General features: G+C 63.3%; 27 protein-coding genes. 7 read left to right on the top strand and 20 right to left on the bottom strand.

Annotation, left to right across the window (positions count from 1 at the left end; all coding sequences use genetic code 11):
• Nucleotides 1-8: 8 nt before the first annotated feature.
• Nucleotides 9-989, top strand: coding sequence for a TniQ family protein (locus BP26_RS28410; RefSeq protein WP_169740678.1), 981 nt, complete (start codon nucleotides 9-11; stop codon nucleotides 987-989).
• A 267-nt stretch (nucleotides 990-1,256) separates the two neighbouring features.
• Here the strand turns inward: BP26_RS28410 and BP26_RS29400 are convergent, their stop codons facing one another.
• The 3 genes from BP26_RS29400 to BP26_RS28405 all read right to left on the bottom strand — a co-directional run bounded on the left by BP26_RS29400 (nucleotide 1,257) and on the right by BP26_RS28405 (nucleotide 2,865).
• Nucleotides 1,257-1,700, bottom strand: a complete 444-nt coding sequence (locus BP26_RS29400) for a hypothetical protein (RefSeq protein WP_157572454.1) — start codon at nucleotides 1,698-1,700, stop codon at nucleotides 1,257-1,259.
• 494 nt (nucleotides 1,701-2,194) lie between these two features.
• A complete protein-coding gene (locus BP26_RS0110005; protein ID WP_029920442.1) occupies nucleotides 2,195-2,446 on the bottom strand; it encodes a hypothetical protein in 252 nt (83 codons plus the stop codon).
• A 41-nt stretch (nucleotides 2,447-2,487) separates the two neighbouring features.
• Nucleotides 2,488-2,865, bottom strand: a complete 378-nt coding sequence (locus tag BP26_RS28405; protein WP_084182970.1) for a lecithin retinol acyltransferase family protein — start codon at nucleotides 2,863-2,865, stop codon at nucleotides 2,488-2,490.
• A 136-nt stretch (nucleotides 2,866-3,001) separates the two neighbouring features.
• Between BP26_RS28405 and BP26_RS0110000 the strand changes: the two genes are divergently transcribed.
• The 3 genes from BP26_RS0110000 to BP26_RS0109990 all read left to right on the top strand — a co-directional run bounded on the left by BP26_RS0110000 (nucleotide 3,002) and on the right by BP26_RS0109990 (nucleotide 5,432).
• The gene (locus tag BP26_RS0110000) at nucleotides 3,002-3,343 is read left to right on the top strand and encodes a helix-turn-helix domain-containing protein (RefSeq protein ID WP_029920441.1); all 342 of its coding nucleotides are present in this window, start codon (nucleotides 3,002-3,004) and stop codon (nucleotides 3,341-3,343) included.
• A gap of 21 nt (nucleotides 3,344-3,364) precedes the next feature.
• Entirely contained in the window at nucleotides 3,365-3,928 is a 564-nt protein-coding gene (locus BP26_RS0109995) for an ImmA/IrrE family metallo-endopeptidase (protein WP_211254885.1), read from the top strand.
• Nucleotides 3,929-4,154: 226 nt separating this feature from the next.
• Complete coding sequence (locus BP26_RS0109990) at nucleotides 4,155-5,432, top strand: hypothetical protein (RefSeq protein WP_157572453.1); 1,278 nt, start codon at nucleotides 4,155-4,157, stop codon at nucleotides 5,430-5,432.
• A gap of 527 nt (nucleotides 5,433-5,959) precedes the next feature.
• Here BP26_RS0109990 and glmS read toward each other — a convergent pair.
• Both glmS and glmU read right to left on the bottom strand, forming a co-directional pair.
• On the bottom strand, nucleotides 5,960-7,789 hold the full coding sequence (glmS, locus tag BP26_RS0109985) for a glutamine--fructose-6-phosphate transaminase (isomerizing) (RefSeq protein ID WP_029920438.1): 1,830 nt from the start codon (nucleotides 7,787-7,789) through the stop codon (nucleotides 5,960-5,962).
• A 184-nt stretch (nucleotides 7,790-7,973) separates the two neighbouring features.
• Entirely contained in the window at nucleotides 7,974-9,344 is a 1,371-nt protein-coding gene (gene glmU / locus BP26_RS0109980) for a bifunctional UDP-N-acetylglucosamine diphosphorylase/glucosamine-1-phosphate N-acetyltransferase GlmU (RefSeq protein ID WP_029920437.1), read from the bottom strand.
• Nucleotides 9,345-9,491: 147 nt separating this feature from the next.
• On the opposite strand from glmU, the gene BP26_RS29395 reads away from it, so the two are divergent.
• Complete coding sequence (locus BP26_RS29395) at nucleotides 9,492-9,641, top strand: hypothetical protein (protein ID WP_157572452.1); 150 nt, start codon at nucleotides 9,492-9,494, stop codon at nucleotides 9,639-9,641.
• A 66-nt stretch (nucleotides 9,642-9,707) separates the two neighbouring features.
• On the opposite strand, the gene BP26_RS0109970 is transcribed toward BP26_RS29395, so the two are convergent.
• From BP26_RS0109970 to BP26_RS0109900, 15 genes are all read right to left on the bottom strand, one after another.
• Nucleotides 9,708-10,121, bottom strand: a complete 414-nt coding sequence (locus BP26_RS0109970; protein WP_029920436.1) for a F0F1 ATP synthase subunit epsilon — start codon at nucleotides 10,119-10,121, stop codon at nucleotides 9,708-9,710.
• 33 nt (nucleotides 10,122-10,154) lie between these two features.
• On the bottom strand, nucleotides 10,155-11,552 hold the full coding sequence (atpD, locus tag BP26_RS0109965; protein WP_029920435.1) for a F0F1 ATP synthase subunit beta: 1,398 nt from the start codon (nucleotides 11,550-11,552) through the stop codon (nucleotides 10,155-10,157).
• A gap of 38 nt (nucleotides 11,553-11,590) precedes the next feature.
• Nucleotides 11,591-12,466, bottom strand: a complete 876-nt coding sequence (gene atpG, locus BP26_RS0109960; RefSeq protein WP_029920434.1) for a F0F1 ATP synthase subunit gamma — start codon at nucleotides 12,464-12,466, stop codon at nucleotides 11,591-11,593.
• A gap of 17 nt (nucleotides 12,467-12,483) precedes the next feature.
• Entirely contained in the window at nucleotides 12,484-14,037 is a 1,554-nt protein-coding gene (atpA, locus tag BP26_RS0109955; RefSeq protein WP_029920433.1) for a F0F1 ATP synthase subunit alpha, read from the bottom strand.
• 63 nt (nucleotides 14,038-14,100) lie between these two features.
• Nucleotides 14,101-14,640: a F0F1 ATP synthase subunit delta gene (locus BP26_RS0109950; protein ID WP_029920432.1), complete on the bottom strand. Its 540-nt coding sequence runs from the start codon at nucleotides 14,638-14,640 to the stop codon at nucleotides 14,101-14,103.
• 5 nt (nucleotides 14,641-14,645) lie between these two features.
• Complete coding sequence (locus tag BP26_RS0109945) at nucleotides 14,646-15,116, bottom strand: F0F1 ATP synthase subunit B (protein ID WP_029920431.1); 471 nt, start codon at nucleotides 15,114-15,116, stop codon at nucleotides 14,646-14,648.
• A 34-nt stretch (nucleotides 15,117-15,150) separates the two neighbouring features.
• Entirely contained in the window at nucleotides 15,151-15,438 is a 288-nt protein-coding gene (gene atpE / locus BP26_RS0109940; protein ID WP_029920430.1) for a F0F1 ATP synthase subunit C, read from the bottom strand.
• Between the two features lie 49 nt (nucleotides 15,439-15,487).
• Entirely contained in the window at nucleotides 15,488-16,375 is an 888-nt protein-coding gene (gene atpB / locus BP26_RS0109935) for a F0F1 ATP synthase subunit A (protein ID WP_051748799.1), read from the bottom strand.
• A 3-nt stretch (nucleotides 16,376-16,378) separates the two neighbouring features.
• Nucleotides 16,379-16,780: an ATP synthase subunit I gene (locus tag BP26_RS0109930; protein ID WP_051748798.1), complete on the bottom strand. Its 402-nt coding sequence runs from the start codon at nucleotides 16,778-16,780 to the stop codon at nucleotides 16,379-16,381.
• Nucleotides 16,781-16,949: 169 nt separating this feature from the next.
• Nucleotides 16,950-17,738 carry an SDR family NAD(P)-dependent oxidoreductase gene (locus BP26_RS0109925; protein WP_029920427.1) on the bottom strand — a complete coding sequence of 263 codons (789 nt, stop codon included), beginning with the start codon at nucleotides 17,736-17,738 and terminating at the stop codon, nucleotides 16,950-16,952.
• 144 nt (nucleotides 17,739-17,882) lie between these two features.
• A complete protein-coding gene (locus BP26_RS0109920; protein ID WP_029920426.1) occupies nucleotides 17,883-18,740 on the bottom strand; it encodes a ParB/RepB/Spo0J family partition protein in 858 nt (285 codons plus the stop codon).
• A gap of 114 nt (nucleotides 18,741-18,854) precedes the next feature.
• The gene (locus tag BP26_RS0109915) at nucleotides 18,855-19,328 is read right to left on the bottom strand and encodes a PH domain-containing protein (RefSeq protein WP_029920425.1); all 474 of its coding nucleotides are present in this window, start codon (nucleotides 19,326-19,328) and stop codon (nucleotides 18,855-18,857) included.
• Nucleotides 19,329-19,497: 169 nt separating this feature from the next.
• Complete coding sequence (locus tag BP26_RS0109910; RefSeq protein WP_029920424.1) at nucleotides 19,498-20,283, bottom strand: ParA family protein; 786 nt, start codon at nucleotides 20,281-20,283, stop codon at nucleotides 19,498-19,500.
• Nucleotides 20,280-20,918 (bottom strand): 16S rRNA (guanine(527)-N(7))-methyltransferase RsmG, encoded by a 639-nt coding sequence (gene rsmG / locus BP26_RS0109905; protein ID WP_029920423.1) that lies wholly within the window; start codon nucleotides 20,916-20,918, stop codon nucleotides 20,280-20,282. The genes BP26_RS0109910 and rsmG overlap by 4 nt, the downstream gene beginning before the upstream one ends.
• A gap of 24 nt (nucleotides 20,919-20,942) precedes the next feature.
• Nucleotides 20,943-22,391, bottom strand: coding sequence for a bifunctional 2-methylcitrate dehydratase/aconitate hydratase (locus tag BP26_RS0109900; RefSeq protein WP_029920422.1), 1,449 nt, complete (start codon nucleotides 22,389-22,391; stop codon nucleotides 20,943-20,945).
• Nucleotides 22,392-22,566: 175 nt separating this feature from the next.
• Here BP26_RS0109900 and BP26_RS0109895 point away from each other — a divergent pair, with 175 nt between their 5' ends.
• The gene (locus BP26_RS0109895) at nucleotides 22,567-23,940 is read left to right on the top strand and encodes an amidohydrolase (protein ID WP_029920421.1); all 1,374 of its coding nucleotides are present in this window, start codon (nucleotides 22,567-22,569) and stop codon (nucleotides 23,938-23,940) included.
• Nucleotides 23,937-25,211: an amidohydrolase family protein gene (locus BP26_RS0109890; protein ID WP_036516510.1), complete on the top strand. Its 1,275-nt coding sequence runs from the start codon at nucleotides 23,937-23,939 to the stop codon at nucleotides 25,209-25,211. The genes BP26_RS0109895 and BP26_RS0109890 overlap by 4 nt, the downstream gene beginning before the upstream one ends.
• The last annotated feature ends 344 nt before the right edge of the window (nucleotides 25,212-25,555 follow it).

The raw sequence follows: 25,555 nt of genomic DNA, 5'->3' as shown, positions 1-25,555 counted from the left end.
CACCTCAGATGATCCTGACACGCCCTTTTCGCGACGAGTTTGCATTAGGTCAACTAGGTCGAATCCGAGCAGCAAATGGACTGCGAACAAATAGCGAAGCGGTGCGATATTTGAGGCAGCACCTTATCAGCGCCAACAAGGCAAATGCAGAAGATCCAACGTTTGTGCTTCTGGCAGCAGCTAGTGAGATGCCTATTTCCGAATACGTGCAAACGCATACTGATCTTCCTGTTATTCGTGGAGTCGTCAATTCATGGGCACGCGTAGCTCATGCAGATATAGAACTTCTAAGATCCATTGACTGGGAAGCTCCGCGTGGAACTCGAAAGACGCATCCCATCTGCGTGGACGAATCGCGTGGCAAACCAAAGACAGCAGCGTTTTGCAAGGCCTGTTTAGCGGATCAACGCGCGTCTGGCGTCTCATTCTGGCGCAGATCACATCAACTCATTGGATGTGACTGGTGCTTTGATCACGACATTCCCCTGTTTATCGTCAGAGCAGACAACGTATTTGATTGGCTACCGGAAAAGTGGGTGGACGACGCTTATGAAGCGAAATACGCTTCAGATGCCGATAGACAACATCCAATAGCAATCCGGTATATCGAGGTTATACGCAGATTCCTCGGCGAGAACACGCCGATCTGCGCGCAACGCGCTTTAGACGCCATGCGCCCTGCAGATGTGGATTTCAACTTATATACAGCGTGCGATATTCAAATACAACGAATTACCGATTTAGTGATCGCGTCCGCGCCCAGAACCTGGCTCGGAAGAAATTTTCGGGAATTCTTTTCCACGGCAGGCGGAAGGTTTTTTTCGGAGACCTACGGAGAACCTAAATTGCGCTATACCTGCAGCGCAGCGACATTTGCGGTGGCCATTGCAGCTTTCTATTCATCATGCGATGAAGCCTTTAATTTGATGACTTGCACGAGGAATGTGCGAGACAATTATTCTGCCGCAGGACATATCTGCAAATGCTAGTACAAGATAATGAATGTTTGAGCATCAGGGACGACGAAAAATTTCCCGCATAAGATGTTCAACCACTTCATGTGGCTCTAAATGGATTTCTATCCAAGCTACAGCCCCGTGCCGACTATTTTTCTACGCAGGTCGCGATCATCCTTCATCAGGCGCTTACGTAAATGATGGCGCAGTGGCGCCCGATAACGTGTGGGATTGCCCCGTTGACCATGTACGTTGCGGCGATGTATGCCTAACCAATTCATCTACCCCTGAACTCTGACTTCACTTTTTCCAACCTGACAATACGCAGCACATCACCAAGCAACCGGCGCTGAACAAGATCATGTAGCAGGCCATTCCGAAACTTTGCATGCTCTGCTCCTTGACAACGACCGGAATCAAGAAAATCATCGCGAAGCCGGCAGCAGTTCTATATATGCCGAGAAGCGAGGTGCTTGCTTCGTTGGCGACTTCCAGGAACTGCGTCAAAAATCCAGGATGTGTTAGGTTGTTGTCGATGTAGCGCATGCGCAACGATCGAATGCCTTTAGGAAGCAGCAGTAGGAATATAGACCAGAGAAATACTGCCGTGGACGGATTTGAAGCGATCAAGGCTTTGAGTGTTTCTTGAAACCCGTAGAAGTACGTAGTCAGGGCGCACGGCACTGTTCCGAGCAACACAGCACAATAAAACTCTCTTTTTGCGTATTGGGTTATTGAGTTCATTGAGGTTTACGTTTAGACGGTGATGGGCCATACAGAAAAATGACGGGATGTGTCTTAATGTGATGATCTGTTCTGAGCTCTCCTGTTCGTCCGAGGCGACGTACCTTGCCGGGATCGTCACTGAAATGAACACTTCCAGGGATTCAGCCTGTTCACATGAAGCGACAAATAGCGGTCGATGAACCCGCTAAAGCAGGAAGAGTCGTCTCCGCTCACGCTGGTAGAGCCCAATGGTTCCTACGGCCAACTTGATGAAAGCCACGAGCGCAGCCCACGGAACCCACCGCCCAATTGCCTCCGTAACGCTCGCGACAATGGGATTCGCCGACGAGGCGTCTGTTCGGAACATCAACGACCCCATGACCATGATCACCGCAGGCAGAAGAATGGTGGCGTAGGTTGCGAATTGAAGCCTGCCCGATATTGAAAAGACTGCCAGCACTTCCGTGCTGGCGTCTTTCAGCCGATCTAGCGGCATGACTGCCCCCTCCCGCCTAGCGGCGGTCCTTGGTGGTCTGCGACAGCACCGAGGCCGCCAGCTCCTTCGTTTCCTCGGAATACTTGGGGCTGTGCAGTACGCGGCCGGCGGCGTGTTCGATGTCGGCTCCGGTCTGCTTGTTTGTATGGCGCTGCGCGAGCGCGGACGCCGCCAAGCTTCTAGCGATCTGGGAAGCCGAGGGATCTTGGAGGGTTTCGGAGGCCAAGGTGGCGATCCGTCCGGACGTCTGCTTGGTGTTTCGTGACATTGTGAATACCTCTCTTTGGGTGGATAAAACTGCGGTTACGGCTAGGACGCGGTAAGTTGCGCGAGGATCAAAGTGGCTAGCAATGCGCCGCCTGCTGCATGTAATTGCGGGCTATTGGGTTCTCGCCCTAAGGCCCAGGAGACGAAGTGCTCGCAGTTCCAATTAAACAGCCGATAGGGTGTGCCAAGTGCGCGTTCGGCACGGGCGATGACCTGGAAGGCTGAATGCCCCGAAATGCCATGTGCTGTGACCATTGATCGGCCCATGGCGAATTCAGCCAGGCTTTGGCGTATTACGCCCCGGCCCGGCACGTTGGCGTATACCAAGGTAGAGCCGTCAGCGAAAGTGACTTTCAGGCCGGTGTGGTTGAAACAACCCCACCAACGAACGGACAGAACCTCAACCATTGCAATGAACATCTGGGACCCCCTATCACTTCCGAGCCGCTCGAATTGACCTAAACCCCCAGTAGATGAGACAGTACGTCTTACGTGTGCAACAGTCTGGGGCTACTTGTTGCAGTTGTCAAACAGATCGTCTCTTAAGAGAAACGACATGGATTCCAAAGCAGTCGAGGACCTGGCGCGCCGTGTTCAAGAAAGGCGAGCCGGAATGGGTGTTCGTGAAGCAGCAAAAGAGGTTGGTGTGAGTGCCGCTACCCTTTCGAGGGTGGAGAACGGAAAGCTTCCGGACTTGGAGACTTTCGGAAAAATCTGCCGCTGGCTGGGCGAAGACCCTGCGATTTTTTTGGGTCTGGAACCGCGTTCGGTAGACGCACCCCGCGCCCAGGTGCATTTCAAGAAAGGCGCTGCAATTGAACTGGATTCGGCAGAGGCGCTTGCGAAGATGATCATCCTCGTGCAGAACACATTGCGCGAAGAGGATTCACCAGCCTAGCCCTGTCAGCGAAATTACGTCGTGTTCGAACGCGGATTCAAAACGTGGTGTGAGCGCTACGCTGCCCAAAAGCGGGTGGAACTCGGGCTGAGTGCGAGTGACCCGTTGGATCCATACAATCTCGCTCAAAATCTAGGGATTCGTGTTTGGAAGCCTGCGGATATCCCTGGTATCACTAGTGAGATGTTGGCTATCTTGCTCCGCAACGACGGCAAGACAGCGAGCTGCTGGTCAGCCGTCACTATTGTCGAGAGTGGAAAGTCCGTGGTGATATTGAATACCTCGCACTCCGCAGGCCGACAGGCTAGCGATCTCATGCATGAACTTGCTCATCGAATCCGGGCGCATAAGCCGCGGGAAATCGAATTTTCGGCAACTGGGCTAATGCTTGTCCATGAATACGATAAGGCGCAGGAAGAGGAGGCGGACTGGTTGTCAGGATGCCTTTTGCTACCACGGGAAGCCTTGATTTCAATCAAACGCCGCGGTTTGGATCTACCCGACGCTGCATTGGCTTTCGGCGTCAGCCAACGCATGCTGACCTATAGATTAGCGATGACCGGAGTGAACCGGCAATTCGGATGACATCAGACGCAGAAGTGCACGAGTACGTTTAATGGCGAGAGACGAATTCAATGACCTGACTAAGCAAATGTTGCGCGAAAGGGTTGCGGGACGATGCTCAAACCCTGGCTGCCGCGTGCAAACCTCTGGCCCCTCGACAAAAGCGACCAGGCAGAGGTACGTTAACATTGGAATCGCTGCACATATCGCAGGTGCGGCTGCCAAGGGTCCTCGATATGACGCCTCAATGTCGGCACAAGAACGAAAATCATTCGGCAATGGTGTTTGGTTGTGTCAGCCGTGCTCGACCAAGATCGATCAAGACGAGGAAAGGTACCCGCCTTCTTTACTAAGATCTTGGAAGACGGAGGCTGAACGGCTTGCCGATGATGAAATTGGCAGGCGCCTGCCCAGCAAGCAAGACGCCTTCGATAATGTCGTGGCAATGATGGGAAGCATGCCGAAGCGCTTCTCTGAGGATGGCATCGCAAATGTACATCAGGCCTATGCAGCGCGTCTTGAGTCAGTGGATCCGCGGTTCTCCATTACGACTTCATATGGCGATAAGGCGACATGCATAGAGGTAAGAGCTAAGGAGGATGTCTCGTTTACCTTGAAGGTTCAGCCGGACCGCGCAGCCGAGTATGCAGAAAAGCTACGCCTGCTTTTTGAAAGAGGAGAAGATCTTCGAATCGATGCAGACGCGATCAGATTGGAGGGGTCGGAGCTATTTGAGGAGCTGAGGCTGCCTGGCAAAGGCATGTTCGAGATGAAGTCAACCAAGCAAGTCGCCAAGACCAAGTTATGGTTGTGCAGTCCTGATGGCGGGCTTCGCGACCCCTTCGAAGAAGCTGTTGGAGAAATCTCTGCTGGCACTGCGTATGTCGCGTTCGATGGGAAATCTTGCGGCGGCATTCTGTCGATTCATTACGGCCATGCCCTCTCCGGAAAGGAACCCCCAGCGTTGGAACTAAAGTTCGATTCCACACTGTGGAATGGTCGGAATATCCTTACGCTCAGTTATTACAGTCAGCTCAAATTGCTGCTAGACCGCCTTGAAAAGGGATGGTCTCTCGATATTGCCTTGGAAGTCGAAGGGAACAGAATATCAGTGAGCAAGGGTGCGGGGCTTGGGGGAAGCGACTTTGTACGCACACTCGTCTTTCTGATCAGTTTTATTGATGCGGTGCGCGCGATCGCGGAACGGGTTGCACAGACCATTATGTTCAGAGGGACGCGGACAATATCGATCAATGAGTACAGGACTGCCAAGCAGCTGAGTCAAGTTATGGCGGGAGACGAAGTGACATTTGAAGCTATAGCCTCCAATCCTAAGTTTGAAATGGAAGTCAGCGATGTCCAAATTGTGCGGCAATATTTGGAATCACAAACTCCTCACTCCGCCAAAATAATCTCTCGAGAAAGGGCAGTTCAGCTATTCGGCTATTGCTTTGCTGTGCCCTTGTTGAGCAGGTTCATCGGACGTCAGTCTTGGGATCCTTCCAGTCTGATAGTTACGAGTTGATTCCGCGCTCTGTAGCCATGCAGATTGGGCGATGCTGACTCAGTACCAATTTCTGGCTGAATCGGTCCACGAAACGTTGCACATGGGCAACAATGCCGTGTTCGAGATGTCACCCTGGTGCTGGCCCGAACCTATTGCCTGTTTGAGTACGCGAGGCCTTTAATTGACCACGACTCCAAACACTCCAGACTGCGGCTCCAACCTTCTGACACTCCGCCACGCGAATCTCAAAGACAATTGCTTCAAAGCTGCTTCAGCGGCCTTAATCGCTCATCTACAGATTCAATTACGTTGAACAGACGCGTAAAGCCTGGAATTCCACCGAAAAATGGGCCTCAAAACACACAGATTAATCGACAGACCTTATTGCGTTATTTCCTGGCACGCGATTTGGTTAATAGCAACTAAGTGATTTACAAAGCAAAAGAGACTGTCGCCAACTAAAGTTTAGTTAGGTTTTTCCGACAGACTTTATTGCGATCCGACAGACTTTATTGTTTGTAATCATGGCCTCATCCCGCCGCCGTCTACTCGACGGTGACGGACTTGGCCAGATTACGCGGCTGGTCCACGTCCGTGCCCTTGAGCACTGCCACGTGGTAAGCCAACAACTGTAGCGGTACGGTGTAGACGATCGGCGCAATGTAGGTATCGGCGTGCGGCATCGGAATCACCGTGGTGCCGGGCTCATCCGTCAGCCCGGTAGCAACGTCGGCCATCACGAACAACTGCCCGCCGCGCGCGCGCACCACCTGGATGTTGGACTTCAGCTTGTCCAGCAGGTCGTTGTTCGGCGCCACCACCACCACCGGCATGTCCTCGTCGATCAGCGCCAGCGGGCCGTGCTTCAGCTCGCCGGCCGCATAACCCTCGGCGTGGATGTAGGAAATTTCCTTCAGCTTGAGCGCGCCTTCCAGGGCCACCGGGAACATCGGGCCGCGGCCCAGGAACAGCGTGTGGTGCTTCTCCACGAACAGCTCGGCGAGCTTCTGGATCGCGGGATCCATTTCCAGCGCTTTTTCCACCGTGCCCGCCGCGCTGTAGAGCTGGCGCACCACCTCCGCTTCCTGTTCCTTTGAAAGCCCGTTGTAGCGGCCCAGCATCGCCGCCACGATCAGCACCGCCAGCAGCTGCGTGGTGAAAGCCTTGGTGCTGGCCACGCCGATCTCGGGACCGGCATGGGTCAGCATCACCAGGTCGGACTCGCGCACCATCGAGCTCTGCGCCGAATTGCAGATGGTCAGCAGCGCCACATAGCCGGCATGGCGTGCATAGCGCAGCGCCGCCAGGGTATCGGCGGTTTCACCGGACTGCGACAGCGTCACGAACAGCGTATCGGCCGGCACATTCACCGTGCGGTAGCGGTACTCGCTGGCCAGCTCGACGCTGCACGGCAGCCTGGCCAGTTCCTCGATCCAGTACTTGGCGACGAGGCCGGCGTGATAGCTGGTGCCGCAGGCGACGATATGGATATTGCGCGCCCGCCCCAGCAACTCGGCGGCGCGCGGCCCGAGCGACTCCGGCAGCACGTGGTGATTGGCGATGCGGCCGCCCAGGGTGGCGACCAGGGCCTCCGGCTGCTCGAAGATTTCCTTGAGCATGAAGTGGCGGTACTGCCCCTTCTCGGCGGCTTCCGGGCGCTGGGCGATATCGTGCACCTTGCGCTCGCGCTTGTGGCCGTCGGCGCCGAAGATGTACACGGCCTCGCGCGTGATCTCGGCGATATCGCCTTCTTCCATGTAGATGAAGCGCTGCGTCACCGGCAGCAAGGCGGAGACATCGCTGGCGACGAAGTTCTCGCCGAAGCCCAGGCCGATCACCAGCGGGCTGGCGATGCGCGCGACGACGAACCGGTCCGGCGCCTGCGCGTCGAATACCACGATGGCATAAGCCCCGGTGAAGCGGCGCACCGCCTCGCGCACCGCTTCCGCCAGGCCCACGCCCTGCTTGAGGTTGTCGTGCACCAGGTGGGCGATGACCTCGGTATCGGTCTCCGACTTGAAGACATAGCCCTTGGCCTGCAGCTCGGCCTTGAGCGGCTCGTAATTCTCGATGATGCCGTTGTGGATCACCGCCACGCGGTCGCCGGACACATGCGGATGGGCGTTGGCCTCGGTGACGCCGCCATGGGTGGCCCAGCGCGTGTGGGCGATGCCGAGCTGGCCGTTCAACGGGTCGACGGCGAGCTTGGCTTCCAGCTGCGCCACCTTGCCCACGGCGCGGCGCAGGCCGACACGGCCGCGGTCCAGCACCGCGATGCCGGCCGAGTCATAGCCGCGATATTCGAGCCGGCGCAGGCCTTCCAGCAGGATGGGGGTGATATTGCGTTGCGCGACGGCGCCGACGATTCCGCACATGGAACAAGGTCCTGAAGAGGGGCCCAGGCGGGAGCATGGGCCTCGATCCCCCTATTTTACTAGGGTCTGTGGATAACCACCGGCTTGCCGCGTCGCGGCAGCCGTTGTAGGGCGGGCCGTGCCCGCCACCGCGCCACGGCCGAATCGAACAGCTGGCGGCCACGGGCCGCCCTACTGCTTCACGTCAGCGTTTCTTCGCCGGCTTCTTCCAGCCGGGGAAGGACTTCTGCTCGCGCGCCCGGCACACCGTCAGGGCATCCTCCGGCGCATCCTTGGCGATGGTGCTGCCGGCCGCGATGTAGGCGCCGCGGCCGACGATCAGCGGCGCCACCAGCTGGCTGTCGGTGCCGATGAAGGCGTCATCGCCGATGATGGTGGCGTGCTTGTTGACGCCGTCGTAGTTGCAGGTGATGACGCCGGCGCCGATGTTGACCCGCGCGCCGACCGTGGCGTCGCCGATGTACGCCAGGTGATTGGCCTTGGTGCCCTCGCCCAGCGTGCTCTTCTTGATCTCGACGAAATTGCCGATGTGCACCTGGTCGGCAAGCTGCGCACCGGGCCGCAGGCGCGCGAAAGGACCGATGCGGCAATCCCTGCCGGCTTCGGCCGAATCCAGCACCGAGTGCGCGTCGACGCGCGTGCCGGCATCCAGCTTCACGTCGCGCAGCACGCAGTAAGGGCCGATGCTGACGTTGTCGCCGAGCGCCACCTTGCCTTCCAGGACGCAGCCGACGTCGATGAACACATCCCGGCCGAAGCTGAGCGAGCCGCGCAGATCGAAGCGCGCCGGATCGGCCAGGTGCAGGCCATCCCGCTGCAGCCGCTGCACCTGCGCGCGCTGGTAGCGGCGCTCGACCTGCGCCAGCTGCACGCGGTCGTTGACGCCTTCCACCTCGTCGATGCCGGCGGCGGCGACGCTCTGCACCTCGATGCCGTCCTTCACCGCCAGCGCCACCGCGTCGGTGAGATAGAACTCGCCCTTGGCGTTGTTGTTCTTCACATGCGACAGCCAGCGCTTGAGCCGGCGCGCCTGCGCCGCCATCAGGCCGGTATTGATCTCGGTGATGGCGCGCTGCTGCGGCGTCGCATCCTTGTCCTCGACGATGCCGCTGATGCGGCCCTTGGCGTCGCGCACCATGCGGCCGTAGCCGGCGGGGTCGGGCACTTCGGCGGTGAGCACCGCCATGCCGTCCTTCGCCGCCGCAACCAGCTTGCGCAGGGTTTCGGCGGAGACCAGCGGCACGTCGCCGTAGAGCACCAGCACCACGGCGCTGTCCGGCACCTGCGGCAGGGCCTGTTGCACCGCGTGGGCGGTGCCCAGCTGCTGCGCCTGCACCACCGTGTCGATGCCCTCGCCCATGCCGCCCAGCCACTCGCGCACCTGCTCCGCGCCATGGCCCAGCACCACGTGGCAGGCGCCGACCTCGGCCGCCCGCGCCGCGGCCAGCACATGCCCCAGCATCGGCGTGCCGCCGACACGATGCAGCACCTTGGGCAGGGCCGATTTCATGCGGGTGCCCTGTCCCGCGGCGAGTATGACGGCGTGGACCTTCATGCCGTGATCCTTGATCCTTTGAAAATGACGGGACCATGATAGTGGTCCGCGCCCAAAATCGCCCGTTCGGGGCGCCGGCTTGTCCAAAAGCCTGTAACAGAACGAATCGCGCCAGGCTGTGTTGTCAGGCTGAGCCATGGAATCACCATGGCGCAGGTCAGCGGCGGCCTGGTGGGCCGGGTGTTCGTGGCCCTCACCTTCAACGCCCGCGCCCTCGGCACCACCTGCGCGGCCCTTCGGGCCGCTGGGAAATCACGCAGTGCGTGGCTGCTGGTCATTCAGGAAGTCGACCAATAAAAACGCCGCCCGAAGGCGGCGTGTGAAAGCTTTGCCGTGCCCGCTCGCGCGGGCGGCGGCTTGGACTCAGTGTCTCTTCTTGATCTTGTCGAGGAACTGCATCAGCGCGGCCGCCTGGACCAGCTCGGCCTGGGCGCGGGCGAGATCAATGTCGCTCTTGGCGTTGCTCATGGCTTCTTCGGCGCGCTGCTTGGCCTGGACCGCGGCGGCTTCGTCCACGTCCTTGGCGCGCAGGGCGGTGTCGGCCAGCACCGTCACCAGGTGCGGCTGCACCTCGAGAATGCCGCCGCCGACGAAGAACGCCAGTTCCTCGCCGCTCTCCGTCTGCACCCGCACCGCACCCGGCTTGAGCCGGGTCAGCAGCGGGGCGTGGCGCGGCGAGATGCCGACTTCGCCCATTTCCGCCGGGGCGAAGACCATCTTGGCCTCGCCCGCGTGGATCTGGCCTTCGGCGCTGACGATATCGACGTGGATGCTCATGGTGCTCACTTAGCGCTGGTCACTTGAGGCCGATCAGACCTTCTTCGCCTTCTCGACCGCTTCGTCGATGCCGCCGACCATGTAGAACGCCTGCTCCGGCAGCGCGTCGTGCTTGCCGTCGACGATCTCGCGGAAGCCGCGGATGGTCTCCTTCAGCGAGACGTACTTGCCCGGCGAGCCGGTGAACACTTCGGCGACATGGAACGGCTGCGACAGGAAGCGCTGGATCTTGCGCGCGCGGGCCACGGCGCGCTTGTCGTCTTCCGACAACTCGTCCATGCCCAGGATGGCGATGATGTCCTTCAGTTCCTTGTAGCGCTGCAGCACGCCCTGCACGTCGCGGGCGGTGTTGTAGTGCTCGGCGCCCAGCACGTTCGGATCGAGCTGGCGGCTGGTGGAATCGAGCGGATCCACGGCCGGGTAGATACCCAGGGCCGCGATGTCGCGCGACAGCACCACGGTGGCATCCAGATGCGCGAAGGTGGTGGCCGGGCTCGGATCGGTCAAGTCGTCCGCCGGCACGTACACGGCCTGGATCGAGGTGATCGAGCCGTTCTTGGTGGAGGTGATGCGCTCCTGCAGCACGCCCATTTCCTCGGCCAGGGTCGGCTGGTAGCCCACCGCCGACGGCATACGGCCGAGCAGCGCGGACACTTCGGTGCCGGCCAGGGTATAGCGGTAGATGTTGTCGACGAAGAACAGCACGTCGCGGCCTTCGTCGCGGAAGTACTCGGCCATGGTCAGGCCGGTCAGCGCCACGCGCAGACGGTTGCCGGGCGGCTCGTTCATCTGGCCGTACACCATCGCCACTTTCGATTCCGGCAGGTTGTCGCGCACGATGACCTTGGCGTCGGACATTTCGTGGTAGAAGTCGTTGCCCTCGCGGGTACGCTCGCCCACGCCGGCGAACACCGACAGGCCCGAATGCTCGGTCGCGATGTTGTTGATCAGCTCCAGCATGTTCACCGTCTTGCCCACGCCGGCGCCGCCGAACAGGCCGACCTTGCCGCCCTTGGCGAACGGGCACAGCAGGTCGATCACCTTGATGCCGGTTTCGAGCAGTTCGGTCGAGCCGGACTGGTCCTCATAGCTCGGCGCATCGCGGTGGATGGCCCAGTGGTGCTCGGACTTCACTTCGCCGGCCTCGTCGATCGGCTCGCCCAGCACGTTCATGATGCGGCCCAGGGTGGCCTTGCCCACCGGCACCGAGATCGGCGCGCCGGTGTTGTGCGCGACCAGGCCGCGCTTGAGGCCGTCGGAGGAGCCGAGCGCGATGGTGCGCACGATGCCGTCGCCCAGCTGCTGCTGCACTTCCAGCGTCAGGGCGGTGCCGTCGATCTTCAGCGCGTCGTAAATCTTGGGGATCGCATCCCGCGGAAATTCGACGTCAATAACTGCGCCGATGATCTGAACAATCTTGCCGGTGCTCATCGCTTGTCCTCTTACCCAATTCTGTTGCGTATGTATCGTTAAACCGCTGCTGCGCCGCCGACAATTTCCGCCAGTTCCTTGGTGATGCTGGCCTGGCGGGCCTTGTTGTATGCAAGCTGCAGACTATTGATGATCTTGCCGGCGTTCTCGGTGGCGGCTTTCATCGCCACCATGCGCGCCGACTGCTCCGAAGCGGAGTTTTCCACCACCGCCTGGTACACCTGTGATTCGAGATAACGGCTCAGCACCGTGTCGAGCAGTTCGCGCGCGTCCGGCTCGTAGATGTAGTCCCAGGGGAAGCCGCCGCTGCTGCGCTCGCCTTCCTCGCCCGCCGTCACCGCCAGCGGCAGCAGCTGACGGATGGTCGGCTTCTGCGTCATGGTGTTGACGAACTGGTTCGACACCAGGAACACGCGATCCACCTCGCCGGAGCGGTAAGCGTCGGTCACCACCTTGATGGTGCCGAGCAGCTGCTCCAGGTGCGGCTTGTCGCCCATGTGCGAAGTCTGCGCCACCACCTTGCCGCCGACGCGCTTGAAGAACGCCACCGCCTTGTTGCCGAACACCGCGTACTCGGCCTCGACGCCCTTCTCCTTCCACTCGCGGATGGAACGCACCGCGGCGCGGAACAGGTTGGTGTTGAGGCCGCCGCACAGGCCGCGGTCGCTCGACACCACGATGAAGGCGACGCGCCTGACCGCGCGGTCCACCAGGAACGGATGCTTGTATTCCGGGTTGGCCTGCGCCAGGTGGCCGACGGTGCGCAGGATCTTCTCGGCATAGGGGCGCGCGTTGATCATGCGCTCCTGTGCCTTGCGCATCTTCGACATCGCCACTTTTTCCATCGCACGCGTGATCTTCTGCGTGTTCTTCACGCTCTTGATCTTGGTGCGGATTTCCTTTGCGCCGGCCACTGTCTATCGCTCCGGGATCAGATCGCGGACTGCTTGACGTAGGCGTCCATCGCGGCTTTCAGCTCGCCCTCGATGGCACCGTCCCAATCACCGGTGTTGACCTTGTCCAGCGTGCCCTTGTGGCTGCCGGCGAGGAACTGGTGCAGGCCGGATTCCCAGGCCAGCACGCTCTCCACCGGCACCTTGTCGATGTAGCCTTTTTCCACCGCGTACAGGGTGGCGGCCATCTGGCCGACGGACAGCGGCGCGTACTGCTTCTGCTTCATCAGTTCCGTGACGCGCTGACCGCGCTCGAGCTGCTTGCGGGTGGCTTCGTCCAGGTCCGAGGCGAACTGCGCGAACGCAGCCAGCTCACGGTACTGGGCCAGCGCCAGACGCACGCCGCCGCCGAGCTTCTTGATCACCTTGGTCTGGGCCGCGCCGCCGACGCGCGACACCGAGATGCCGGCGTTCATGGCGGGACGGATACCAGCGTTGAACAGGTCGGTTTCCAGGAAGATCTGGCCATCGGTGATGGAGATCACGTTGGTCGGCACGAAGGCCGACACGTCACCGGCCTGGGTCTCGATGATCGGCAGCGCGGTGAGCGAGCCGGTCTTGCCCTTGACGGCGCCATTGGTGAACTTCTCCACGTATTCCTCGTTGACGCGCGCGGCGCGCTCCAGCAGGCGGGAATGGAGATAGAACACGTCGCCGGGGAACGCTTCGCGGCCCGGCGGGCGGCGCAGCAGCAGCGAGACCTGGCGATAGGCCACGGCCTGCTTGGACAGATCGTCGTAAATGATCAGCGCGTCTTCGCCCTTGTCGCGGAAGTACTCGCCCATGGTGCAGCCGGAGTACGGCGCGATGAACTGCAGCGCGGCGGCTTCGGATGCGGTGGCGGCGACGATGATGGTGTGGGCCATCGCGCCATGCTCTTCCAGCTTGCGCACCACGTTGGCGATCGAGCTGGCCTTCTGGCCGATCGCGACGTAGATGCACTTGATGCCGGTGGTCTTCTGATTGATGATCGCGTCGACGGCTAGGGCGGTCTTGCCGGTCTGGCGGTCGCCGATGATCAGCTCGCGCTGACCGCGGCCGATCGGCACCATCGAGTCGACCGACTTGTAGCCGGTCTGCACCGGCTGGGTCACCGACTGGCGCGTGATGACGCCCGGCGCGACCTTTTCGATCGGGCTGGTGCCGGAAGCCTTGACCGGGCCCTTGCCGTCGATCGGACGGCCGAGCGCATCGACCACGCGGCCGAGCAGGCCTTCGCCCACCGGCACTTCGAGAATGCGGCCGGTGGTCTTCACCGTGTCGCCTTCCGCCAGATGCTTGTAGTCGCCCAGCACCACGGCGCCCACGGAGTCGCGCTCCAGGTTCAGCGCCAGGCCGTAGGTGACTTCGCCGCCGGCGTTGGCCGGGAACTCGAGCATTTCGCCCTGCAGCGCGTCGGACAGGCCGTGGATACGGACGATGCCGTCCTGCAGCGAGACGATGATGCCGGTATTGCGCGCTTCGGCGCCGGCCTCGAAGTTCTTGATGCGGGCCTTGATCAGCTCGCTGATCTCGGAAGGATTCAGTTGCATGGTTGTTTTGCTCAGTTGCTCAGCTTGTTAACTGTTCAGCGGGACGCGTCAACGCCCCGTACTTCAACTAGTGATCACAGCCTGGCGCAGCTGCGCCAGTTCACCCGCGATGGAGCCGTCAATGACCAGGTCGCCGGCGCGGATCACCGCACCCGCCACCAGCGCCGCGTCGGTCTTCCACGTCACCTGCACATCCCGCGACAGCCGCTTGCGGATCGCACCGATCAGGGCCTGCTGCTGCGTTTCGGCAACCGCAGTGGCCGTGGTGATTTCCACGTCCACCCGCTTCTCCGCCGCGGCGCGCAGCGTCTCGTACTCGTCGGCGATGGCCGGCAGCGCGGCGATGCGATTGTTCTCGGCCAGCAGGCTGAGGAAATTGCGGCCCTGCGCATCGAGCTTCTCGCCCAGCACCTGCCCCAGCAGCCCCACCACTTCGCTGCGGGACAGGCGCGGATCGCTCAGCAGCGAGGACACGCGGCTGTCGGCGACCACCGTGCTCAGCGCCTTCAGCGTTTCCGACCAGCGCGGCAGCGCGCCGGCTTCCTGCGCCAGTTCGAAAACGGCTTTCGCGTACGGACGCGCCAGAGTGTGCAGTTCGGCCATGGACCTTAGACCTGCGCCGCCAGTTCGTTCAGCACGTCGGCGTGGGCCTTGGTGTCGATCTCGCGCTTGAGGATGCGGGAAGCGCCGGCCACCGCCAGCTCACCCACCTGCTTGCGCAGCGAGTCCTTGGCCTGCGTCACTTCACGCTCCACTTCGGCGTGGCCGGAGGCGACGATGCGCGCCTTCTCCGACTCCGCGTCCTGGCGCGCCTGGTCGACGATCTGCGCCGCCTGCTTGTTGGCGGCGCCGATGATCTCCTGCGCCTGGACACGGGCGACCTTGAGCGCTTCTTCGCTCTTCAGCGCGGCGTCGTTCAGGGACTTCGAGCCCTTCTCGGCCGCGGCAAGGCCGTCGGCGATCTTCGCCTGGCGGTCCTGCATGGCCTTGATGATCGGCGGCCACGCCAAGCGCCACATGAAGAACACGAACACCAGGAAGGTGAAGCTCTGAACGAGCAGAGTTGCGTTGAGATCCATCGCTTGCTACCCCGTCGGGAGGATTGTTCGGCGATTAGCCGCCGGCCGCAGCCTTGACCGCCGCCGCGAACGGGTTGGCGAAGACGAAGAACATGCCGATACCGATACCGACGAAGGTCACGGCGTCGAGCAGACCGGCGACCAGGAACATGCGGCCGAGCAGCATGCCGCCGAGTTCCGGCTGGCGCGCGGTGCCTTCGATCAGCTTGCCGCCGAGCAGGCCGAAGCCGATGGCCGTGCCGGCGCCGCCGAGGCCGAGGATGAGGCCGACCGCGAGCAGGGTCGAGGCGTCGATTTGGGCCAGCATGTGAGCGTATTCCATTGAAGCAACTCCTGTGAACGTATAGACGTGGGTACGACGGTGGGTGGAATTAGTGGTCTTCGCCGTGGCTCTGCGCCGCGGACGCGAGATAAACGATGGTGAGAATCATGAAGACGAAAGCCTGCAGCGGGATGACCAGCATGTGGAATCCGGCCCACACCAGCTGTGTCAGGAACCCGGCGAAGCCCAGGGCGGCACCGCTGACGGTGCCGTTGAAGGCCTGGCCCGCCATGATGGCGATCAGCACGAAGATCAGCTCGCCGGCGAACAGGTTGCCGAACAGTCGCAGTGCCAGCGACACCGGCTTGGCGATGTCCTCGACCAGGCGCAGGATCACGTTGACCGGGACCAGCAGCACGTTCAGCACCACCAGCGGGCCGGACGGGATGAAGAACGGGTGGGTCAGGAATTCCTTGCCCAGGCCGATCACGCCCTTGTACTTGAAGCTGAAGATGTACATCAGCACGAACACCGACAGCGACAGGCCGAAGGTGATGTTGATGTCGGTGCTGGGAACGATGCGCAGGTGGTGCAGGCCGAAGGCGTGCTCGCCGATGTAGGGCAACCAGTCGATCGGCACCACGTCCATGAAGTTCATCAGCAGGACCCAGGCGAAGATGGTCAGGCCCAGCGGCGCCACCAGCGAGTTGGCGTGCGGATAGATGTCCTTGACCTGGCCCTGCACGAACTCCACCACCATCTCGATGAAGTTCTCGAAGCCGCTGGGCACGCCCGTGTTGGCCTTGCGGCCGACGCGGATCATGAAAAACAGGAACAGCGCACCGAGGATCACCGCGAAGGCGATGCTGTCGATGTTCAGGACCCAGAAGCCAGTGGCATCGGGATCGATCTTCATGCTCCGCAGATCCAGCTTGAGGTTGGTCAAGTGGTGCAGAACATATTGTCCTGAGTCTTCGCGGGCTTCTGCTGCTGCCATAAATCAGAACTCTTTCGTCTCGTCGGTCCAGTCAAACCCCAGCCAGGCCAGCACCAGCCAATAGGCCAGCAGGCAGGCGGCGTAAGTCACCATCAGCGCCAAAAACTGCTTTGCAAACAAGCCCACCCCCAGCCAGAACATCACGGCGGTCAGGCCCAGCTTGCCGAACTCCCCCAGGTAAAACGCGCCGAGCATCTGCCCCGGATCCTGGGTCCTGCGTCTCGCAAACACGCGATAGGCGAAATATGCCGTGGGGATTACAGCCACCAGCCCGCCGTACAACGCGGCGATCGCTTGCTGTCTCCCCCATATCGCGCCAGTCGTTGCAGCGGCGACTATGAGTATCCCCAGTTGCACCAGGCATACCGCCCGAGCGATCGCTGCACCGCGCAATTGGGTTCGCATTATCTATCAGCCCGCGGTGACGATTGGTTTACGTCGCCCCTAGCGAAAACGCACCAGCGGGATTGCGATTTTAACGGCACGGAACGAGGGTGGTCAAACATTGACCCCGATCAAGAAATGTCGCAGTGCATGTGTCAAAACGGATACAGCGTGAATCCGCCGGTAATTTTCAATGTTTCATGAATTTTCCGACCGCCAGCGTCAGCCAGGGCCGCGGCGCCAGCCGCGTGAAGACCGAGCTGGCCTTGCTCAGAACGCCCGGAATCACCAGGCGATTGCGCCGGCGCAGGCCGGCCAGCGCCTCGTCCACCACCAGCTGCGCGCTGACCACGCTGCCCTTGGGTACGGTATCGCGCAGATGGCTGTCGCCGGTGGCCTCGAAGAACGCCGTATCCACCGGCCCCGGGCACACCGCCATCACATGCACGCCGCGGCCGCGGCACTCGCCCCACAGGGCGTCGCTGAAGGACCAGACGAAAGCCTTGGTGGCGCCGTACACCGCCATGAAGGGCAGCGGCTGGAACGCCGCCATCGAGGCGACATTGACGATGGCGCCGCGCTTCGCTTCCAGCATCGGCGGCAGGAAACTGCGCGACAGGTCCACCACCGCGCCGACGTTGAGCAGTATTTCCTGCTGCTCGCGGCCCGGGTCCAGCGTCTCGAACGGGCCGGTGGTGCCGAAGCCGGCGTTGTTGATCAGCAGATCCACCCGCAGGCCGAGCGCATCCACCGCTTTCTTCAGGCCGGCGCCGGGCGCGGCCGTGGCGAGGTCCGCCGCCACCACCTCCACCCGCCGGCCGTACTGCTGCGACAACCGCTCCGCCATGGCCTTGAGCTTGTTGGCGGAGCGCGCCACCAGGATCAGGTCGCAGCCGGCGGCGGCCAGGGTCGCGGCGAAGGCGGCGCCGATGCCGCTGGAAGCGCCGGTGATGAGAGCGGTCTTGTAGGCAATGGTCATGTTTTTCGGCTCGAAACCGGGTGGGACAGATCGAATGTTAAGTGAAACTTAACCGTCACCCCGGGTGAAGCCGGAAGTCCGCCCGGATTTTTCGCTGCGTCCGGGCCAAACCGGCGCTGCGCGCAGCGCTGCCGCCGGCAAAACTCAGCGCAGGATTTTCAGCAGCCGCTCCAGCTCCTGCTTGTCGCCGAAGCCGATGGTCAGCTGGCCGCGGCCGGCCGAACTCTGCTTGAGCTGCACCGGCAGGCCGACGCGCTCGCTCAGTTCCAGTTCCAGCGGGCTGCGCGCGGGTTTGCCCGCCGCGCCCCTGGGCGCCGGCTTCTCGCCCGGCTTCTGCGCCAATAGTTGTTCGGTCTGGCGCACCGACAGGCGCTGTTCCACCACCTGCCGCGCCAGCGCCACCTGGCGCTCGCCGGTCGCGGCCAGCAGCACCTTGGCATGGCCCAGGGACAGTTTGTCGTCGCGCACCAGCTCCTGCACCTCGGCTTCCATGTCGAGCAGGCGCAGCAGATTGCTCACCGCCGCGCGCGAACGGCCCACCGCCTCGGCGGTAAGTTCATGGGTCAGGCCGCATTCGTCGATCAGGCGGCGCAGCGCCTCGGCTTCTTCCAGCGGGTTCAGGTCGGCGCGCTGGATGTTCTCCACCAGCGCCACCGCCATGGCGGTGCGGTCGGGAATCTGCCGCACCACCGTCGGGATGGTCTTGAGCCCGGCCATCTTCGCCGCACGCCAGCGGCGCTCGCCGGCGACGATCTCGAAACGGCCGTTGGGCAGCGGGCGGGCCACGATCGGCTGCACCACGCCCTGCGAGCGGATCGAATCGGCCAGCGATTGCAGGGCTTCCGGATCGAACTTGCGGCGCGGCTGGTGCCGGCCCGGGGCCAGCAGTTCCAGTTCCAGTTCGCGCAGTTCCTCGCCCGTTTCGGCCTGCGCCGGTGCCGGTGCGACGCTGCCAAGCAGCGCGTCGAGTCCCCGGCCAAGTCCCCGTTTCTTTGTACTCATGGCCGCTAGTTTCCGGTTTCCGCCTGCCAGTTTCCAGTAAGGGCCCCGGCAAGGGGCTTGATGAGGACCATTGCGCGGGCAGGTTTACCCCGCTTTGGCGCCCCGCAAGCGGGCTCAGCTCCCCGTGGTGGACTGGGCGGCCGTGGCGGCATTGCGGAAATCCAGCGGCCGCGCGATGTTGGGGATCGACTCCTGGCCGCCGCCGGTGCCATGGATCACCAGGGTGCCGTAATTGAGCAGGCGCCCCGGAATGCTCTGGTGCACCGACAGACTCTCGATCTTGCGGTGCAGCATCTCGGTGGTGCGGCGGCTGATCAGGCCGTGCTTGGCGATGATGCGCACCGAGGTGACCACCAGTTCGGTGGACCAGGCGGAGAGCAGCGCCGGGATTGCCGCGAGGCCGCCCACGGCGATCGCCACCGCCCCCCAGATCCACAGCTTCTCGGGTACCTGCATGAAAGCCGGCAGCGCCAGCAGGAACACGCCGAACGCCACCAGCAGCAGCGGCTTCAGATAGATGATCCAGTGCAGGCTGCCGGTGCAGAGAACGGTTTCGCCCGGCAGCAGGTTTTTCGCGACGTAGGACATGGCAGTCAGTATCCGGGAGTGGGAGTTGCCGCAGGGATGCGATGGTTGAGACAGCTCGGGACGGCTTTACGTTCTCCCGCCGCATCGCGCGGCGGGTAGCTGGAGTCCAGCGTAACCCGGCGCGGCTCCCGCACCAATCCCGGTTTGCGCGCCTGCCGGCGCGCCACGCTCAGCCCAAGGGAAGCTGCCCGCCGTCGTGCCGCCGCAGCACCTCGCCCGCCAGCGCGAGGTAAGCCTTGGCGCCGCTGGAAAGCGGGTCGTAGCCAATCACCGGCAGGCCGTGGCTGGGCGCCTCGGCCAGGCGCACGTTGCGCGGCACCATGGTGCGGTAGACCTTGTCGCCGAAATGTTCGAGCAACTGCGCCGAGACGTCGTTGGCCAGGTTGTTGCGCGGGTCGTACATGGTGCGCAGCAGGCCCTCGATCTCCAGCCTGGGGTTGATCACCCGGCGGATTTTCTCGATGGTGTCGACCAGGGCGGTGAGGCCTTCCAGCGCGTAGTACTCGCACTGCATCGGGATCAGCACGCCGTCGGCGGCGACGAAGGCATTGACCGTCAGCTTGGACAGCGCCGGCGGACAGTCGAGGAAAATGTAGTCGTAGTCGGCGGCCACCTGCTCCAGCGCCAGCTTCAGCGCGAAATCGCCGGCCGCGACGTCGCGCAGCTTGATCTCCGCCTCGGTCATGTCGCTGTTGGCCGGCATGACGGAGAAGCCCAGGTTGGGCAGGAACAGGATCACGTCCGCCGGCCTGGCCTTCTCCAGCAGCACGTCGCGCGTGGTCTTGGCCAGCTTGTACTTGTCCACGCCCACGCCCATGGTGGCGTTGCCCTGGGCGTCCAGGTCGATCAGCAGCACGCGGCGCTTGGTCGCGGCCAGCGAGGCGGCCAGATTGATGGCGGTGGTGGTCTTGCCCACCCCGCCCTTCTGGTTGGCGACCGCGATGATGCGGCTCATGCGTGCGAGCGCGCGGCGATGACCAGGTGGCGCGCTTCGGCGAGCCCCGGCACTTTGAGTTGTTTGATGTCCACGATCCCGACTCCCGCGGGCAGATCCTGCGTTTCCTGGGTGTCGAGCTTACCTTTCATCGCCAGCCATTGCCCGTCCCGCGCCAGCAAGTGGTCGGTCAGCCTGAAGAAATCGCCCAGCGAGGTGAAGGCGCGCGAGGTGATTGCCGCAAACGGCTGTGCCGGCGCGTAGTCCTCCACCCGCGCTTCCACCACCGCCACGTTGCCCAGCTTCAGCGTGCGCACCGCGTGGCGCAGGAAGCGCGCCTTCTTGCCGTTGCTGTCCAGCACCGTCACGGCCAGCGCCGGATTGGCGATGGCCAGCGGGATGCCGGGCAGGCCGGCGCCGCTGCCGACATCGAGCAGCGGACCATGGATATAGGGTTGCAGCACCAGGCTGTCGAGCAGGTGCCGCGTCACCATCGCCCCCGGCTCGCGCACGGAGGTGAGGTTGTAGGCGGCATTCCACTTCAGCAGCTCGTCCAGGTAGGCCAGCAGCGGCTCGGCCAGCTGCGCCGGCAGGGCCAGCGCCTTCAATCCCTGCTCGAGCAGGACATGGGACGCGCCTACGCTGTCACGTCCCATGCCTCCAGCTTCCCGGTTTTTCGATCAGACCACGAACAGCGACACGAAGTCCTGCACCGGCGTCGCTTCCAGGCGGGCCTGGTCTTCGGCGATGTGCAGGATCTTCGCGGTGTTCTTCGGCGCGATCTTCAGCGCCAGGTTGCTCTTGAACTTCTCCACCAGCACCGGGATGCCTTCCTTGCGGCGGCGGCGATGGCCGATCGGGTACTCGACCAGCACTTCCGGCAGCTTGCTGCCGTCGTTGAACTCGACGGTGATGCCGTTGGCGATGGAGCGCTTGTCGGCGTCCAGGTAGTCCTTGGTGAACTGCGCGTCTTCCACGCAGACCATCTTCTCGCGCAGGGCGTCGATGCGCGGATCGGCGGCGACCGCGTCCTCGTAATCGGAAGCCACTAGACGGCCGAAGATCAGCGGCACGGCGGTCATGTACTGGATGCAATGGTCGCGGTCGGCGAAGTTGGCCAGCTTGCCCTGCTTGTCGATGATGCGGATCGCCGACTCATGGGTGCGGATGGTGATCTTCTTGATCTGGTCGATGCGGTCCTTGACCTGCGGGTGCAGGGTCATGGCGCATTCCGCCGCCGTCTGGGCGTGGAATTCGGCCGGGAAGCTGATCTTGAACAGCACGTTCTCCATCACGTAGCTGCCCAGCGGGCGGGCCAGGGTGATGGCCTTGCCGCGGTTCAGCGCATCCTGGAAGCCCCAGGTCTTGGCGCTCAGCACGGTCGGGATGTTCATTTCGCCGCGCAGGGTGCGCAGCGCCAGCAGCACGGCGCGCGAGGTGGCGTCGCCGGCGGCCCAGGACTTGCGCGAACCGGCGTTGGGGGCGTGGCGGTAGGTGCGCAGCGCGCCGCCGTCGGCGAAGGCATGGGTCAGGGCGGTGAGGACTTCATCGCGCGTGCCGCCGAGCATCTTGGTGACGACGGCGGTGGAGGCGACGCGCACCAGCAGCACGTGGTCCAGGCCGACGCGGTTGAAGCCGTTCTCCAGGGCCAGCACGCCCTGGATCTCGTGCGCCATGATCATGCCTTCCAGCACGGTGCGCAGGGTCAGCGGCGCCTTGCCTTCGGCCACGTTCTTGCGGGAGAGGTAGTCGGCCACGGCGAGGATGCCGCCGAGGTTGTCGGAGGGGTGGCCCCACTCCGCCGCCAGCCAGGTGTCGTTGAAATCCAGGTAGCGGATCATGCAGCCGATGTTGAAGGCCGCCGCCACCGGGTCCAGCTCGTAGCTGGTGCCGGGAACGCGGGCGCCGCCGCTCATGGTGGCGCCGGGGACCACCGGTCCCATCAGCTTGGTGCAGCCGGTGTAGATCAGCGCCTGCAGGCCGCAGCCCAGGGTATCGATCAGGCAGTAGCGCGCCGTGCTCAGGGCCTCGTCGGAAAAACCCTTGTGGTTCCAGACGTAATCGGCAATCTGGACGAGGACGGCATCGGGGTCGGGACGCGTGGCGTCGCGGATATCGTGGGCGCTCATGGGCTCAATCAACCAGTGGTGGGAATAGCGGGGAATGGCGCGCATTATATCTTCGGAGGCCCACCCCCGCATCGTCCGATCAGACAGGGTGGCCTGTCGCTGCGCTCCCGGGGACCGGCCCCGGAGCGGATTCGGGCTGCTAAGCTGGCCCGAAATTCCGCCTTGGGGGTACTCCGTGACACATCGGCAACTTGTCGCCGCCACGCTGGCGGCACTGCTGGCCAGCGCCTGCGGCCAGCAGGACCAGGGCAATGCGCAGCGCGCGCCCTATTCCTCCACCTACGCGCCGCCGGCGGCGGTCGCGGTGCTGATCCAGCACGCCACCGTCCTGACCGGCACCGGCAGCCGCATCGACGACGGCGACGTGCTGATCCAGGACCACAGGATCGCCCAGGTCGGCAAGGGCATCGCCGGCCCCGCCGGGGCGGTGGTGGTGGACGCCCGGGGCCGCTGGGTCACGCCCGGCATCATCGATCCGCATTCCCACCTGGGCGTCTACGCCTCGCCCGAGGTGTGGGCCATGTCCGACGGCAACGAGGCCACCAGCCCGACCACGCCGAACGTCTGGTCGGAGCACTCGGTATGGCCGCAGGACCCCGGTTTCGAGCAGGCCCGCATGGGCGGCGTCACCTCGATGATGATCCTGCCGGGCTCGGCCAACCTGATCGGCGGCCGCGGCACCCTGCTCAAGAACGTGCCTGCGACGACCTACCAGGAGATGAAATTCCCCGGCGCGCCGCAGGTGCTGAAGATGGCCTGCGGCGAGAACCCCAAGCGCGTCTACGGCAGCGAGCACAAGTTTCCCTCCACCTGGATGGGCGACGTGGCCGGCTACCGCGAGGCCTTCGCCAAGGCCACCGAGTACAAGGCCAAGCGCGACGCGGCGAGGAAGAAGGGCGGCAGCGCGCCGGACCGCGACATCGGCATGGAGACCCTGGCCGACGTGCTGGACGGCAAGATCCTGGTGGAGATGCACTGCTACCGCGCCGACCAGATGGCGACCATGCTCGACGTGGCGCAGGAGTTCAAGTTCAAGATCAGCGCCTTCCACCACGCGGTGGAGGCCTACAAGATCGGGCCGCAGCTCAAAGCCAGCGACACCTGCGCGGTGATGTGGGCCGACTGGTGGGGCTTCAAGATGGAAGCCTACGACGGCATCCGCGAGAACGTCGCCATGGTCGATGCCGCCGGCGCCTGCGCCACCATTCACTCCGACGATCCCATCGGCATCCAGCGGCTCAACCAGGAAGCCGGCAAGGCCATGGCCGCCGGCTGGCGCGCCGGCCTCGACATCCCGCGCGAGCGGGCGATCCGCTGGATCACCGCCAACCCGGCCAAGGCCCTGGGCGTGGCCGACCGCGTCGGCACCCTGGAGAGCGGCAAGGACGGCGACGTGGTGGTGTGGAGCGAGGATCCCTTCTCGGTCTACAGCCACGCCGACCTGGTCTACATCGACGGTGTGCAGCGCTACGACCGCGCGCATCCGGCGGCGCAGCCGGAGAGTGACTTCAAATTAGGCATCCTGGGCCGCGAGGAGGACATGCAATGAAAACAATGACGCTTGGTCTTCTCGCCCTGCTGCCCGGCATCGCCTCCGCCGGCACCATCGCCATCACCAATGCCGAGATCCACACCGCTGGCCGCGCCGGGGTGATCGCCCACGGCACGCTCATCATCCGCGACCGCCGCATCGACGCGATCGGCGAGAACCTGCCGCTGCCGCAGGGCGCCCGGGTCATCGACGCCGGCGGCAAGCCGGTGACGCCGGGTTTGTTCGACGCCTATACCGGGCTGGGCATCAAAGAGATCGACGGCGTCGAGGAATCCGACGACAGCGCGGCGAAGAAGTCGCGCTACAGCGCCGCGCTCGACATCGCCGACGCCTTCAACCCGCGCAGCACCCTGATCCCGGTGAACCGCGTCGAGGGCCTGACCCGCGCCGCCAGCGCGCCGGACTCGGCCAGCGGCGGCAGTCTCATCGCCGGCCAGGGCGCGGTGATCTCGCTCGGCAGCCTGTCGGAGTGGCTGGTCAAGCCGAAGGCGGCGATGTACGCCCAGCTCGGCGAGACCGGCGCCAAGCTCAGCGGCGGCTCCCGCGCCGCCGCCTGGGCCTCCCTGCGCGAGGCCTTCGGCGAGGTGCGCCGCGCCGGCACGCCGCGGGTCAATCCGGAGCACCCGAGCCAGCTCACGGCAGAGGACATCGAAGCACTGCGCCCGGTGCTGTCCGGCGAGGAGCCGCTGGTGCTCTACCTCAACCGCGCCAGCGATATCCTCGCCGCGCTGAAGTTCGCCGAGGACAACGGCATCAAGCTGGTGGTGCGCGGCGGCGCCGAAGCATGGCTGGTGGCCAAGCCGCTGGCGGAACACCAGGTACCGGTCATTCTGGATCCGCGCATGGACCTGCCGCAGCACTTCGAATCACTCGCCGCGCGCGCCGATGCCGCCGCCCTGCTGCAGAAGGCCGGCGTGCTGGTGGCGTTCGCCCTGGACGACGACTTCAGCAGCCACAACGCGCGCAACGTGCGCCAGCTCGCCGGCAACGCCGCCGCGCAGGGCCTGGACCGCGAGGCCGCGCTGGCCGCGATCACCCTCAACCCGGCGCGCATCTACGGTGTCGACGGCACCCTGGGCAGTCTGGAGCCGGGCAAGATCGCCGACGTGGTGCTGTGGGACGGCGACCCGCTGGAAACCACCAGCTTCCCGCGCAGCGTCTTCATCGACGGCCAGGAAGTGCCGGCGATCAGCAGACAGACCGAATTGCGCGACCGCTACATGCAGCGCCTGCATCTGGGACCCTACGCCAAACCAGGCACCCCGTAGCCCGTATATGGACTCCTCCCAAAGTGCAAGCGCTGGCGCGGTGGTAGGGGAAGCAAGGTTGCATCCGTATATCCGGCCTCTGGTGAGAGCGTGCTGACTTGCTCTCGGGCCCGCAGGGTGACTTCGCGCGCGCCGGGTTCTCTGTCGGATGAGAGGCGTAAATCCTCGCCATCGGGCTACTCGGAATTCTCCGGCGCAGGTCTGACCATTGGTCCCTGCCGCGTCATGCGCTTCGCGTTGCCTGTGGTGAGCCTCCTGGAAAATGGTTTGAGTGTTCAGGCCGCCAAGGCTGGCGGCCGGTAGCACTCGCCGCTGGTGAGCATCGCCCACACCATACGGGCATT

Source organism: Nevskia soli DSM 19509, from assembly GCF_000711955.1.
GTDB lineage: Bacteria > Pseudomonadota > Gammaproteobacteria > Nevskiales > Nevskiaceae > Nevskia > Nevskia soli.
Note: the sequence above shows the minus strand (reverse complement) of the source record. Positions and strands in the feature narration are given on the sequence as shown.

Excerpts from the sequence above, each read along its gene's own strand:
- BP26_RS28410 (WP_169740678.1), top strand. The coding sequence starts at position 9 with ATGATCCTGACACGCCCTTTTCGCGACGAGTTTGCATTAGGTCAACTA.
- BP26_RS29400 (WP_157572454.1), bottom strand. The coding sequence starts at position 1,700 with ATGAACTCAATAACCCAATACGCAAAAAGAGAGTTTTATTGTGCTGTG.
- BP26_RS0110005 (WP_029920442.1), bottom strand. The coding sequence starts at position 2,446 with ATGTCACGAAACACCAAGCAGACGTCCGGACGGATCGCCACCTTGGCC.
- BP26_RS28405 (WP_084182970.1), bottom strand. The coding sequence starts at position 2,865 with ATGTTCATTGCAATGGTTGAGGTTCTGTCCGTTCGTTGGTGGGGTTGT.
- BP26_RS0110000 (WP_029920441.1), top strand. The coding sequence starts at position 3,002 with ATGGATTCCAAAGCAGTCGAGGACCTGGCGCGCCGTGTTCAAGAAAGG.
- BP26_RS0109990 (WP_157572453.1), top strand. The coding sequence starts at position 4,155 with ATGTCGGCACAAGAACGAAAATCATTCGGCAATGGTGTTTGGTTGTGT.
- glmS (WP_029920438.1), bottom strand. The coding sequence starts at position 7,789 with ATGTGCGGAATCGTCGGCGCCGTCGCGCAACGCAATATCACCCCCATC.
- glmU (WP_029920437.1), bottom strand. The coding sequence starts at position 9,344 with ATGAAGGTCCACGCCGTCATACTCGCCGCGGGACAGGGCACCCGCATG.
- BP26_RS29395 (WP_157572452.1), top strand. The coding sequence starts at position 9,492 with ATGGCGCAGGTCAGCGGCGGCCTGGTGGGCCGGGTGTTCGTGGCCCTC.
- BP26_RS0109970 (WP_029920436.1), bottom strand. The coding sequence starts at position 10,121 with ATGAGCATCCACGTCGATATCGTCAGCGCCGAAGGCCAGATCCACGCG.
- atpD (WP_029920435.1), bottom strand. The coding sequence starts at position 11,552 with ATGAGCACCGGCAAGATTGTTCAGATCATCGGCGCAGTTATTGACGTC.
- atpA (WP_029920433.1), bottom strand. The coding sequence starts at position 14,037 with ATGCAACTGAATCCTTCCGAGATCAGCGAGCTGATCAAGGCCCGCATC.
- BP26_RS0109950 (WP_029920432.1), bottom strand. The coding sequence starts at position 14,640 with ATGGCCGAACTGCACACTCTGGCGCGTCCGTACGCGAAAGCCGTTTTC.
- BP26_RS0109945 (WP_029920431.1), bottom strand. The coding sequence starts at position 15,116 with ATGGATCTCAACGCAACTCTGCTCGTTCAGAGCTTCACCTTCCTGGTG.
- atpE (WP_029920430.1), bottom strand. The coding sequence starts at position 15,438 with ATGGAATACGCTCACATGCTGGCCCAAATCGACGCCTCGACCCTGCTC.
- atpB (WP_051748799.1), bottom strand. The coding sequence starts at position 16,375 with ATGGCAGCAGCAGAAGCCCGCGAAGACTCAGGACAATATGTTCTGCAC.
- BP26_RS0109930 (WP_051748798.1), bottom strand. The coding sequence starts at position 16,780 with ATGCGAACCCAATTGCGCGGTGCAGCGATCGCTCGGGCGGTATGCCTG.
- BP26_RS0109925 (WP_029920427.1), bottom strand. The coding sequence starts at position 17,738 with ATGACCATTGCCTACAAGACCGCTCTCATCACCGGCGCTTCCAGCGGC.
- BP26_RS0109920 (WP_029920426.1), bottom strand. The coding sequence starts at position 18,740 with ATGAGTACAAAGAAACGGGGACTTGGCCGGGGACTCGACGCGCTGCTT.
- BP26_RS0109915 (WP_029920425.1), bottom strand. The coding sequence starts at position 19,328 with ATGTCCTACGTCGCGAAAAACCTGCTGCCGGGCGAAACCGTTCTCTGC.
- BP26_RS0109910 (WP_029920424.1), bottom strand. The coding sequence starts at position 20,283 with ATGAGCCGCATCATCGCGGTCGCCAACCAGAAGGGCGGGGTGGGCAAG.
- rsmG (WP_029920423.1), bottom strand. The coding sequence starts at position 20,918 with ATGGGACGTGACAGCGTAGGCGCGTCCCATGTCCTGCTCGAGCAGGGA.
- BP26_RS0109900 (WP_029920422.1), bottom strand. The coding sequence starts at position 22,391 with ATGAGCGCCCACGATATCCGCGACGCCACGCGTCCCGACCCCGATGCC.
- BP26_RS0109890 (WP_036516510.1), top strand. The coding sequence starts at position 23,937 with ATGAAAACAATGACGCTTGGTCTTCTCGCCCTGCTGCCCGGCATCGCC.